The sequence below is a fragment of the Chryseobacterium oncorhynchi genome, from assembly GCF_002899895.1.
In the GTDB taxonomy this organism is placed as follows: Bacteria; Bacteroidota; Bacteroidia; order Flavobacteriales; family Weeksellaceae; genus Chryseobacterium; species Chryseobacterium oncorhynchi.
Map to the genome: position 1 here is coordinate 218,510 of NZ_PPEI02000006.1, position 13,192 is coordinate 231,701.

General features: G+C 32.1%; 8 protein-coding genes. 7 read left to right on the forward strand and 1 reads right to left on the reverse strand.

Going from position 1 to position 13,192, the window contains the following annotated elements; all coding sequences use genetic code 11:
- Positions 1-3,657, reverse strand: a complete 3,657-nt coding sequence (locus C1638_RS18875; RefSeq protein ID WP_109623502.1) for an MMPL family transporter — start codon at positions 3,655-3,657, stop codon at positions 1-3.
- A gap of 193 nt (positions 3,658-3,850) precedes the next feature.
- On the opposite strand from C1638_RS18875, the gene C1638_RS18880 reads away from it, so the two are divergent.
- The 7 genes from C1638_RS18880 to topA all read left to right on the forward strand — a co-directional run bounded on the left by C1638_RS18880 (position 3,851) and on the right by topA (position 13,128).
- On the forward strand, positions 3,851-4,855 hold the full coding sequence (locus tag C1638_RS18880; protein WP_109623503.1) for a hypothetical protein: 1,005 nt from the start codon (positions 3,851-3,853) through the stop codon (positions 4,853-4,855).
- 107 nt (positions 4,856-4,962) lie between these two features.
- Positions 4,963-6,108, forward strand: a complete 1,146-nt coding sequence (locus tag C1638_RS18885; RefSeq protein WP_109623504.1) for a hypothetical protein — start codon at positions 4,963-4,965, stop codon at positions 6,106-6,108.
- Positions 6,109-6,299: 191 nt separating this feature from the next.
- Positions 6,300-6,503, forward strand: a complete 204-nt coding sequence (locus C1638_RS18890; RefSeq protein WP_123838400.1) for a hypothetical protein — start codon at positions 6,300-6,302, stop codon at positions 6,501-6,503.
- 609 nt (positions 6,504-7,112) lie between these two features.
- A complete protein-coding gene (locus C1638_RS18895; RefSeq protein ID WP_123838401.1) occupies positions 7,113-7,985 on the forward strand; it encodes a hypothetical protein in 873 nt (290 codons plus the stop codon).
- Positions 7,986-8,057: 72 nt separating this feature from the next.
- Positions 8,058-9,191, forward strand: coding sequence for an EpsG family protein (locus C1638_RS18900; protein WP_109623507.1), 1,134 nt, complete (start codon positions 8,058-8,060; stop codon positions 9,189-9,191).
- A 172-nt stretch (positions 9,192-9,363) separates the two neighbouring features.
- Positions 9,364-10,512: a hypothetical protein gene (locus tag C1638_RS18905; RefSeq protein WP_109623508.1), complete on the forward strand. Its 1,149-nt coding sequence runs from the start codon at positions 9,364-9,366 to the stop codon at positions 10,510-10,512.
- Between the two features lie 54 nt (positions 10,513-10,566).
- A complete protein-coding gene (gene topA, locus C1638_RS18910) occupies positions 10,567-13,128 on the forward strand; it encodes a type I DNA topoisomerase (protein ID WP_109623509.1) in 2,562 nt (853 codons plus the stop codon).
- Positions 13,129-13,192: the final 64 nt, after the last annotated feature.

The following is a 13,192-nucleotide window of genomic DNA, read 5'->3' on the forward strand; positions in this document are numbered from 1 at the left end:
TTATTTAGTTTTAAATACTTTTAATGATTCAGAACTAAATTTTAATGCATAATTACTACTTTCAAATAAAAGATTTTCTGTATTAATAAATATGATGGTTTCCGGAAGAGTTTGAACATCATTCATCGTGAAGCTGTCATCTGAAACCAGAAGAACATCAATGTTTTTATTCATTTCTGAAAGGTCCTGTATATAATTTATCTTTCTTCTTTTAACTAAATAACTATGTGCTGCGATTACTCGCTTTTCTTTGTCCTTAATGAATGAGAAAACTCTTCGGCCAGCCTGATAGAGCGTAAGCAGTACATCTTTTTGGCCAAAATCATCAGCAATATGCAGAACGTTGGCGTCTTTAGAAATATGCTTGTTCAGTTCAAAATAAACAGATTTATTGGTTTTGAAGTCTTTCTTTACCTCTGCTACCACTTCACTGTCCTTATATAAGTAACTTAAGAGTAATTTCTTTTTAAAATAGTTCTCATCCTCAATTTCTTCTCTCAGCTTGGCAAACTCTTCTCTGTAATAAGCATTGATCTTTTTGGTTCGTTCAGAATAATCTTTGCCAAAGGTTAGATCATCCTTACTGATCCTTTCACCCACTTTTACCGTAATGCTTCCATCGTAGATAATGAAATCACCTTTGGGTAATACCTCAGAATTTCCGTGGATATAGAGCGGAAGAATATCTAATTTAAATTGCTCTGCAAGATAGAATGCTCCTTTATGGAATCTTTTGACATCATTGTTATAAGAACGTTCTGCCTCAGGAAAAACTACCAGAGAGTACCCTTGTGCAATTTTTTCTTGCAACTTGTCCATTCCGTTTTCAATACCTTGTGAAACCGGATAAAAGCCCAATGCCCTTACCAATCTTCCAAAAACAGGAGACTGATACACCCAGTCATTAACCAGATAAATGATTTTGTGAGTGGCCATGGCAATAGCCAGTGTATCCAGGAAAGACGTATGGTTGGCAATAATTACAGCCGGTTTGCTGAAATCTTCAGCAGGGTTTCTAGTCACTTTTTTCTTCACAAGAGGACTTGAATAAAGAACAGATGTTAAAAATTTAGCCAGAATTAATTTAATAATATCCAGTGTTTTACCCTTAGAATTTTTAATAAATATACTTCCTATTGCAGAAAATATCAATCCTCCAAGTCCATAATATAAAAACGAAAATACTGCTCGTAATAATAATCTGAACGTAATAGGGGAAAGCCCCTTTTTTGCTCTGTTGGTAATAAGTAACCTAAACCAAAACGGATAAAGGGTAGACGTAATAATAATTACAGAAAACATACCGATCAAGGCCACTAAAGCCAATGAATGTAATGCAGGATGTTTCGCAAAAATCAGAGAACCAATGGAAAGAATGGTGGTAAATACTGCTAAAATAATAGAAGTTCTATACGTTGGAAGCTCATTTTTCCCTGTGGTATGTTCCTTTTGCATAGCCTGTGTAAGGAAAATACTGAAGTCGTCTCCCACACCAAAAACCAGTGTACAAACTACCGTACTAAAGATATTAAGTTCCAGACCTAAGAAATAAAGGATTCCAGCCGTTACCACCCCTGTTAAAACAATAGGAAACATGGTAAGGATGGTTAATTCAAAGTTCCTGAAGAACACAATGATCGTTAAAACAATCGCCAAAAGAGAATAATTGATCAGCGTATTAAAGTCTCTTTTCAGTAAGCCTAGAAAGTTTTCATTCATCTGCTGGCGGTCTATGGCAAGAGCATCATGTTTCTTTTCAATATCTTTAATAAAAGCATCTCTTTTGCTTTCGTCAACTTTTACCACATTGGAAACCGTGTAAAAACCATTTTCATTGCTCATAAACTCTGAAATCTGGAGTGCTTTCACTTTTTCATAGTCCCTAAGACTTAATGTTGAATAGTTTTTATTTAAAATTTCATTGAAATTATCAAAAGCAGAGCTGTTGAAACCAAATTTATTTCCGTTACTGACCAATTCTGAAACAGTTTGACTCTTTTTATGATCATTCCAGAAATTTTTCCATTCATCAATTTTCTTTTGCTGGTCTTTTTCTGATAATACAATGCTTCCAATAGAATTGTAGCTAAGAATTTTACCATCTTTTTTCTCTTTTTCAAGGAAAGTACTTAATTGAGAATTCCTGGCAAGAGCTTCTTCTTCAGAATTTCCGTAAGAAATTGTATAAATTGATTTTGAGGTAATGTCTGAAAGTTTCTGCAGCTTGGCTTCACTGATCTTCATTTCCTTTGGAATGTAGTTTAGGTCACCAATGTCTTCATTAAAACCTACATGCCTGAATCCAAACAGACATGCGATAATGATAACGGAACATCCGATAATCAAAGGCTTGTTTTTCTCATAAGGATAAGACCCTATTTTGTCGATAAAATTGGTGTTGAGTTTTTCTCCTGTCTGCTGTTTCGGCTTATAAAGTTGTGGAACAATAATCAATGCTGTAATGGAAGATAAAATAACCGTAATGGCTGCAAAAAGCCCCAGATCTTTCAATGCTTCAGATCTTACGAAAACCAAACACAAAAAAGAAACAGCAGTAGTTGCGCTACTTAATATAATAGGTTGTGTAATTTCCTTGTAAAGCTCTTCAATATTATTGTTGTGTTTATAATGGGTGAGAATATGCAGTGCATAATCGATAGTAATTCCGATAAGGATGGCCCCTACACTTAATGAGATAGCTGAAATTTTATCCTTAATAAAATACAACACCAATAAAGCCAATAAAACAGAAAATACCGTGGGAAGAAAAACAATGATTGGAGTAAAGAAATTTCTGAAGTAGTAGATGAGCAGGATCAGCAATACCGTCATGGAGATTACCACCGTGTTTTGAATGTCCTTTTTAATTTGTTTTGCATTGGCAACAGCAATAACCGGAGAACCGAAATAACTAATCTCTGTTTTACCCTTGAATTGTTTATTAATTCCGTCTTTTATGATATTGAGTTGGTCAACAAAAGCTTCATTGGCTTTTGTATCATTGCTCTTATTTTTAGGATCAATGAAAAGTAAAAGATTTTTTCCGTCTTTAGTCACAATATAGCTGTCTTCCAATTTGAAATCCTTGCTGATATTTAAGGCATTTAGTTTTTTGATACCCAAGAAAGTCAGTCCCAGAGGATCTTTTTTGATGAACTCTTTTGTAACAAGACTTGTAGGGGATACCAGTGAAATATAGTTGTTCTCTACCTGTTGGGCAATGCTGTCTTTTTGAAGCTTCCCTTCAATCTGCTTATAATCGTTTTCATTAAGAAATAGAGGTAGATTTTGATTAACGAAATCGAATGTCTCGGAAATCTCATGATCATTCACTTTTCCTTGTACTGAACCTATATATTTTTGTAAAGGTTCAATTTTTTGTAAAAAAGTATCTGCTGTTTCAGAAAGCTGGAAGCTGTCTTCATTAGATTTGTTTTCTATAATGACGATGATCTTATCTGAAAAGTTAAGCTGTTTAAGCACTTTTGCTGTAAGATCTGATTTTTCGTTTTTGGGAATAATCTGATTGATGTCTTCCTCAAAGGTAATCTTTGAAGCAAAGAAAAGGCACAAAGTGGCAATTCCTAAGGCTGTAAAAACAGAGAGGATTTTGTTTTTGGAGATCAGATAATATAAAAATATAAAAAAACGATGCATTACATGTAAGTCAAGTCTGCAAATTTAAATTTTTAAGAATTACTTCAAAATAGTTATGCGATAAGTTTTGCCTGAAAATCAATAAAATATTCTAGTAAGAATAAAAAAATATTTTACTTTTGCATAGGTTCCCTTTTAATGAAATGTATTTTAAACCACAATTATTATTAAAAAATAAGAATCTGTTTTAGATATGTTGAAAAAGAATGATGAAAAAATAAACGGATTCCTATTTATAATAGTACTCCCATTTCTGCTGTTTGCAATGTCTTACTACGGCTTTGAATCTTCTTATGTAAGATTGAAAACCATGGAAAAGGCTCCCGACTTTATGTTCTCGTCGGTATATGCTTACAGAGTGATTCCCAATTATCTTAGTGTACATGTTACAGATGCTGTGACTTTTGTTGTGGATCACCATTTTTTATTTCTGAAAGGTTTTCTTTTGAAGCAGGGAACAATGTTTTATCACAGCATTTTTTTGATCAATAGTTTCTTTTTTGTGCTGTCTTCAATCATTTTACATTTAATTTTTAAGCTTAAACCCGCAGGAATTCTTTTAAACCTGAACATCCGACGACTAATTCATCTACTGGCTGTTTTCTTCATTGTAATTGTACAGTACGTTCCCACAAACTGTGATTCTATTGCTATTTTCTGCTATCTTTTAGGCGTTTTATTAACTTTGAAATATTTGCAAAACAGAAAACCTGTAGATTTTATACTGCTGTGTACTGTTATTATGATTTCTACATTGGTAAGAGAAACATCTTGCCTGAATATTTCATTTTTTGCTGCCGTTTTTATAGATTTTGAGAAACTGAAAAAGAAAGATTTCACTTTTATTAAGGAAACACTGTTTTTAGTGCTTGCCTTTATTGTTCCCTATGCTGGGCTTCGGATGATGATACATCAGGATCTGTCTTTTGTAGAGGGTATTTATTTTCTGGCTAACTTTAGCAGCCCTTTCAATATAAGTGGTCTTTTGTTTGGAATAATAAGTCTGTATTTCAGCTATGTCTTATGTAATGATGAGGGTAAAATGCTGATTAAAAAATATCTGTTTTTTTCCTTTCCCTATCTTGTTATGATTGCTATGGTAGGGCTTTTTTGGGAAGTAAGACTTTTCTTACCATTAATTCTTACTGGAATTGTTGCGGCTTCCTATCAGTTTAAAAATATCATACCAAATAGATGAAATTATTACATCCTTTTTTTATGATTATAGTTTGGAATTTATATATTATATTGGTTATTAATTGAATATGATTATTGAGTTTGATGATTTATAATAAATTAGGTTCGATGAAAAAAAGGTTGGAAGGATTTAAATTAGGATGGTACCTCATAGGTGTTACTATTCTTTGTTTATTTAAAATTGGATTTGCTTATTACGCATGTAATGGGTTTGCTTTCGGAGACTGGCTTATTAATTATCAAGATGGAGGATTTAAAAGGAGAGGGCTGCTAGGTACTGTTTTTGTTTTCTTTTATAATTCATTTTCAATAAAATTACAATATTCTGTTTTTGTAGCTCAGGCAATAGTTTATATCCTGTTTTTTTATTTTTTATCATTACTATTTAAGCTGAAGCAAACCAATATTATAGATGTTTTCTTATTTCTTACTCCATTTTGTCTGTGGGGATTTTTTTCTGATGCGGCTATTGGCTCTAGAAAAGATGGAATTTTATGGTTGCTTTTCGCAATATTTGCTTACTTATTAATAAAAAATAAATTTTCCGGATTTCGAGAGAATATTCTATTGATTTCTTTCTCGTTATCAATTTTCATTCATGAAAGTTTTATTTTTTATGCCCCTTATTTTTTATTTATACTGTTCCTTCACAATAGGAAATTAGATATTCAAAAGACTCTTAAAATTTTACTGGCTTTTTATATTCCGGGAATATTTATTTTTTTTCTGGGAAATATGAACCCGGATTATGGATATACGCTTCGACTTATTAATGAGTGTGGCATAAATTTACAAGATTCAAACATTTTTCAATGGAAAGAAAATGAGCTGATTAAGACAAAATATTATTTAGAAAATATAAATACAGTTAGCCTTTATTTAGTTAGTTTTACTTTGCAAGTGTTTTTTATTCTATATTATATTTTTCTCATTAAGAAAAATGAATTTTCAAATAAGAAACTCTTATTAATCGCTTTTTTTATATTCATTATATCTACTATTCCTCTATTTTTAATTGCTATTGATATTGGAAGATGGCTGTATAACCACTTTATTCTTTTTTTTATTATACTTATTTTCCAACTTCCTGATAGAAAAGGAGAGATAAAAATAATGGACAGGTCATTAGTAAACTATAAAAATATAATTTTCCTTTCTCTTGTTCTCATCGCTGACTTTATTTATCGGGTTCCATCATATGAACTCGGTATTGATATGGGATTACCGCTAAAATTTTTATTGAAATTTTTTTAGAAATTACTTCTGGCAACAGATTTATTTAAGTTAAATGACTTTTTTTAGGATCTTTTTCATTGTAAATAGGATTTGGAACACCTATAATACTCTTTCGGATTAAGTTATATGCTATTTTGTTGAAATGCTTTGTATTACATCGTCTCATACATGGGCGAGCACAGCTTTACCTCCAAATACCTATGATCTGGATGAAAACCAGTACAGAATCTTTTTCATACCTAAAAAACGGAAGCATTTTATATAATCGGAATAGAACTGTTTCAGGAGTGAAAGATAGGATAACTTCAAAACACTTGGTAAGAAAACTGGATGATATCGTTTTGTCTTTTCAGGGGAATGGCACATTTGATAATTCCAATGCCAATTCACCGGTGGTTAACTTTCTTTATTAATATCCGGAGCCTATTTAGTAAGAATTAATAATTCTGAAACCATAGTGAAGATTATCAAAGAAGAATAATGAGTTAATGTGAAATTTGAAACTGTCTCAGTTTTTGAGATGGTTTTTTTATGGAATTAATTGTTCTGATTTTATCTGAACACGACCAATTTGGATTGTAAGATCCATTTGGAGAAAACTCTTTGATAGCCTTGCTATTACCAATAGTAAAGGCTTATGAATAATTTCGGATACTCAGTAAAAACTTTAACGTATATTAACAATTTCTTTTACGAAATTAATTACCTTTGCGTTGTTCCAAATTAACAGTATTAAAACACAAATGAGTTCTATAACAAACTATTTTTTGCGATTTTTTTTATTTTTTATTACACTTTTTTTGATTTTTAAGATTTATTTCGCGTACACCATTGCTAATGGTTATCCTTTTGGGGACTGGCTTATTAATTATCAGGATGGAGGGTTTAAAAGAAGAGGATTGCTGGGAACAATCGTATTTTTTATGTACGAGAAGTTTCAGATTAAAGTACAGTACACTGTGTTTTTTTTCCAATTTCTATTCCATTTTCTTTTTTTTTATTACCTGGTGCGATTAATAAAATTGAAAAAATATAATATTTTAGATTTTGTATTTTTATTTACGCCGTTTTGTTTGTGGGGATTTGTCTCTGACTCCGGAATGGGGGCCAGAAAAGATGGTATTTTATGGTTTATGCTATCTTTTTTTACCTATGTCCTTACAAAGGGTAATATTAAAAAGTGGCAATGGTACTCATTTTATATACTATTTTTTGTTTCGGTTTTTATACATGAAAGTTTTGTTTTCTTTTTTCCGTGCTTCGTTATTTTATATTATTTTCATACAAAGAAAATTGAGCTTTCTAAGGTTATCTTAATTTCATTGTCGTTCTGTATTCCTGCTTTGATTATCTTTTTTTGGGGTATGAAAAATGTGGGATCAGAATATACTATGGATGTAATTAAAGCTTGCGGAATCAATTTTCAAAGTGATAATATCTTTACGTGGAAAGAAAATGAGTTGATCAAATTAGATTACTATTATAAACATCTTTATGACTACTCACTTTACAGTATCACTTTCATATTTCAGTTTATATATGTAATTTTTTATTTATATATAAGAGAATTTAAGAGAGAAGATGTAAAAAGATTGGTATTTTCCTTTTTGGTTTGCTTACTTTGTACAATACCCTTGTTTTTGATTGCTATTGATATTGGAAGATGGTTTTACAATTTGTTTATCTTCTGGAGCTTATTGATTATTTCTCTTTTGCCAATTACTGATTCAAAAACATCAGTTTTTGATTATAAAACTATTTTTGCTAAAAAAAATATGATTTTTATATTGTTAATTTTTCTGGCCAATTTTCTCTATAGAGCTCCTTCCTGCTTTGTTGGGATTGAAGTAGCAGCGCCGCTAAGGAGATTAATGCTTTGGTTTGGATATTCGTAAAATAATTTTAAAGAATAAGCTTAGCTTAGCCTATGAGATTTTATTAATATATGATTTTTTGATAAATTAATTATGGACATATTACCACTATATTTTTTAGTTATTTTCATTATTTTATTATTTCTTGCTTTCAAAGAATATTCTGGTGAATACATAGATCCTAGAATATTATATACAATTTGTTTTATTCAGATTATTTTGATTGGATTTCGAAAGGATGTTGGACCAGATTACGGATCTTATAAAGGGATTTTTAGTTATTCCTATATTTATGATTATTCAACCATCTTTTTAAGTAATATTCCATTTAGTAATTCTCCCAAACTAGGAATAGAATGGCTATATATATTAATGAATAAGATAGTCCTTGATCTTGGGCTTCCTTTTTATGTAGTTACCCTATTGGTAGCCATTATCTCGCTAACATTAGTATATAAATTTTTAATTAAAAATTCGGATTACCCTACACTTTTACTTTTATTAGGTTTTATTCCTGGAATGTTAATATCCACAGGAGGACAGATGAGGCAATCGGTGGCCGGAGGAATTATGTTTTATTCTTTTATTTTTATTAAAGAAAGGAAGCTATGGAAGTACTTTATCTGCGTGTTTCTTGCCGCAGGATTTCACACTTCGGCATGGGCGACCTTACCCTTATACTGGTTGGTTAGAATTCCCATGAACAAGTTCTTAATATTCTTTTTAGTTTTAGGTTCAATGATATTGTCTCCCTTTAGAATATATGAACAGCTTGGTGTGTTTTTGAATTTTATAGCAGGAGGTACTTCAATTTCAGATGGAGTTAATGGATATATGGATGAACAATATGCCAGGATTAATGGAGGTTTTGGTATTCCAGAGGTCTTAATGGCCCTTTATACATGTTTTATTTTATATTTTAATGATGAATTAGAAGAGAAAAGCCCTTATTATGAGTATTACAGAAACGTTACCATAATAGGGATATGTGCCTTTTTCATTCTAAGGGAAAACCCCATCCTAAGCTCAAGATTGGTGGGAGTTTTTATGGGATTTGTAATGTTACTTATGGGAAATGCGCTTTCTGTAGTTTCTAAAATGGAAAGACGATTTATTTTTTCAGGGCTTATTTTTATTATATTTTTTAACTTTTGTGTTTTTTCAGTTTTTAATGCTAAAAAGGCAAATTATTCTATTGATACCTATTATAATTTTATATTACCCTAACGAAAGCAGGGTCTTGAACTTTTTTATACTTAGAAAATAAAATTTACTTCAAATATTTATAACAGATTGATTTTATTAACATCTCTAAACTTGTCATTCTGATACATGGAGAAATTGTGACAACATAAGATTATTTTGTTATTTCGTTTTTTGCAGATTTTAAAAATACACTATGGAGCTTAAAAAAATTGTGCAATATTTTAATATTAAGGTTTTTATCTATTGTATTATTGCAATAACGGCTGTTTATACCCTTGCATTTACATTGGCTTTTAACCTTAAAGATGATGGGTATATTTTGGCGGACTGGCTTATCAACTATGAAGATGGAGGCTTCAAAAGAAGAGGATTATCAGGAAGCTTTTTTTTTATTCTTCAGGACATAACGGGATTTAGTCTTAATTATATTGTCTACTTTTTTCAGTTTATTATTATTTCACTGTTCTTTTGGCTTTATACAAAACTCATCAGATATAAAGTCACAGATCTTCTTTATCTGTCCTTGCTGCTATCATCCATAGGCTTTGTTGGGCTTCTTAATACAGTAACCTACGTAGGAAAGAAAGAATTCATTGTTTTTCTTTTGTTTACTTACTTCGTATATCTTTTAGATAATGACAAGCTCACAAAATATAAAGAATACATTTTCTGTATTCTACTGTTCATAAGTACATTGCTTCATGAAGTAACACTATTCTATACTCCATATTTTGCCATTGCACTATATGTAAAGAGCGGAAAGTTTGAGGTGAAAAGATACATTAAGTTTATTCTTTCCGTATTTATCCCTGCCGCTGCCATTATTTTATTAGGGAAAAATGTAAATGAGGGAATGTCACTGGAAATTTTAAGTAAGAGAGGAGTACGTCCTACCTACGGAATCTTCTACTGGAATATTGATGAAAGACAATATATTAAGGAACACCTTAATGAATATCTGCTTTACTTTATAAGTTTAGGAATAAGTATTTTACACATCGCCTATTATTTAAAATATCTAACTAACCGAAAGATTTTATTTATTTTATTATCCGGAGCTTTTATATTTTCTTTACCCTTATTTTATCTGGCAATAGATTGGGGAAGATGGATGTATATTCACATGATGTTATTGATTGTTCTTTTTGCTCTGTTACTCAAAAAAGGAGACTCTGTATATGTCTATGAACCAATAGTTATTGATAGAAAATTTTACATTACCATGGCCTTCATAATCCTCTCATTAATTTACAGAGTAGAGATGTCCGGTAAGGGCTTTACATTTGAAGGAATCATCTACAGACTGTTTGTTGCCCCTCTGGAATTATTAAATAAAATGTGATTTCAAAAAAGGATATAATAAAAAAGCTTTACTTTTGCAAAAAAATTTTTTAGAATGTCGAAAAATTTAGTAATCGTAGAGTCCCCGGCAAAAGCAAAAACTATTCAGAAATATCTAGGTAAGGATTTCGAAGTAAAATCCAGTTTCGGTCATATCCGAGATCTGCCTAAAAAAGGTATGGGAATAGACCTTGCCACCTTTAGTCCTGATTACGAAGTTTCAGCTGACAAGAAGAAATTGGTGACAGAATTAAAGGCTGCAGTAAAGAAAGCAGAAATGGTATGGCTGGCTTCCGATGAAGACCGCGAGGGAGAAGCTATTGCATGGCACTTAGCAGATGAATTGAAATTGAAGCCTGAAAACAGAAAGAGAATTGTTTTCCACGAGATTACTAAAAATGCCATTCTAAAAGCTATTGAAAATCCTAGGGATATCGACCAGAATTTGGTGAATGCCCAGCAGGCAAGAAGACTACTGGACAGAATTGTAGGTTTTGAAATGTCTCCAGTTTTATGGAAAAAAGTAAAACCAGGACTTTCTGCAGGAAGAGTACAATCCGTAGCCGTAAGATTAATTGTTGAAAGAGAAAAAGAAATCCGTGAGTTTACTCCAAAGGCCAGCTTTAAGCTTGACGGAATCTTCTTAAACAATAATGAACAGGAAATTGCTGCTAAACTTAAAAAAGACTTTGAGAAAGAGGAACAAGCAGAAAAATTCCTTGAACAGGCAAAAACTACAGAATTTAAAGTTCTGAATGTTGAAACAAAACCAGGAACTCGTTCTGCATCTGCTCCCTTTACTACTTCTACACTACAGCAGGAAGCTTCATCAAGATTAGGATATAATGTGACCAATACCATGCGTTTGGCACAGAGATTATACGAAGAAGGATTCATCACGTATATGAGAACAGACTCCGTAAACCTTTCTCAAGAAGCAATTGAAGGCGCAAAAAAACAGATCACTTCAGAATATGGAGCAGAATATTCTTCTCCAAGAAACTATACTACAAAATCTGCATCAGCGCAAGAAGCCCACGAAGCAATTCGTCCTACAGACTTCGGTGTGAAAAGCATAGGAGATGCTCAGTTGAATAAACTGTACCAATTGATCTACAGAAGAACATTGGCATCCCAAATGTCTAATGCGAAGATTGAAAAAACAGTAATTGAGATCGGAAATACATCATTACCACATCACTTCGAAGCACAAGGAGAAGTTATCATCTTTGATGGTTTCCTAAAGGCTTACGGTATTGTAAAAACCGAAGATGAAGATGAAGAAAACAACGAGAAACTATTACCAAAAGTAAAAGTTGGAGAAATATTAAGTTATAAAACCATCACTGCTACTGAAAAATTCACAAGACCAAGTGCAAGATATACTGAAGCCGGATTGGTTAGAAAATTAGAAGAGCTAGGGATTGGTAGACCATCTACCTATGCACCAACAATTCAGACCATTCAGAACAGGGAATATGTGGACAAGCGTGAAATTGAACCACAAACTCGTCAGGTGATCAAAATGTCTTTAGTAAAGGACAATATCAAAAAAGTAGTTCTTGATGAAAAGTTCGGAGGCGATAAAAATAAATTTATTCCTACAGATATAGGAGAAGTTGTAAATGACTTCCTTACCGATAACTTTAAGGAAATCCTGGATTACGGTTTCACGGCAAGAGTAGAAGAGGGATTTGATGAAATTGCAAACGGAGATCAGAAGTGGAAAGAAATGATGACAGATTTCTATTCAAAATTCCACCCAAGAATTGAAGATGTAGAAGAAAATGCAGACCGTGCAACAGGAGACAGACTTTTAGGAGTTGATCCAAAGACCGGTAAGAATGTTCACGCCAGAATCGGAAGATTTGGTGCTATGATCCAGATTGGAGAAACAGATGATGAGGAAAAGCCAATCTTTGCTTCATTGATGTCAGGCCAGAATATTGCTACCATCACTTTTGAAGAAGCAATAGAACTGTTTAAGCTGCCTTTCGATTTGAATGAATATGAAGGAAATGCTGTTTCTGTTGGGGTTGGAAGATTCGGACCTTATGTAAAATGGGGTGAAACTTTCATTAGTATTCCAAAAGGTGAAGATCCGCTTTCAATCAATCAAAACCGTGCAGAAGAAATCATTAATGAGAAGAAAAAGGCAGATGCGCCAATTGCAACTTATAAAGGAGATCCTGTAACCAAAGGTACCGGTAGATTCGGGCCATTTATCAAATACAAGGATATTTTCATAAACGTTCCAAAAAAATATAACTTTGATAACCTTTCTCAGGGTGACATCAACGAATTGATTGATGCTAAGCTGGAAAAAGAAGCCAACAGATACATCCAGCAATGGGAAAAAGAAAAAATTTCCATTGAAAATGGGAGATGGGGGCCTTTCATCAAGTTTGGAAAAGCAATGTTTAAAATTCCAAAGAAAAGTGACGATACCAAATATGATGGAGAAGAATTGAAAGAAATTTCTCTTGATGAAGTTAAAAAGTGGATCACTGATCAGGATAAAAATGCCTTTGCGGAAAAGAAAAAACCAGCTGCAAAAAAAGCAACCACTGCCAAGAAGACTACAGCTGCTAAAAAGCCAGCTGCAAAAAAGAAATAGTATTAAAATAATTATACATAGCCGTTAACTAACAGTGTTAACGGCTTTTTTTATAAACAAAAAA

What these genes read in the sequence shown, in the direction of transcription:
- C1638_RS18900 (WP_109623507.1), top strand. Translation starts at nt 8,058, where the DNA reads ATGGACATATTACCACTATATTTTTTAGTTATTTTCATTATTTTATTA.
- C1638_RS18880 (WP_109623503.1), top strand. Translation starts at nt 3,851, where the DNA reads ATGTTGAAAAAGAATGATGAAAAAATAAACGGATTCCTATTTATAATA.
- C1638_RS18885 (WP_109623504.1), top strand. Translation starts at nt 4,963, where the DNA reads ATGAAAAAAAGGTTGGAAGGATTTAAATTAGGATGGTACCTCATAGGT.
- C1638_RS18905 (WP_109623508.1), top strand. Translation starts at nt 9,364, where the DNA reads ATGGAGCTTAAAAAAATTGTGCAATATTTTAATATTAAGGTTTTTATC.
- C1638_RS18890 (WP_123838400.1), top strand. Translation starts at nt 6,300, where the DNA reads ATGAAAACCAGTACAGAATCTTTTTCATACCTAAAAAACGGAAGCATT.
- C1638_RS18875 (WP_109623502.1), bottom strand. Translation starts at nt 3,657, where the DNA reads ATGCATCGTTTTTTTATATTTTTATATTATCTGATCTCCAAAAACAAA.
- topA (WP_109623509.1), top strand. Translation starts at nt 10,567, where the DNA reads ATGTCGAAAAATTTAGTAATCGTAGAGTCCCCGGCAAAAGCAAAAACT.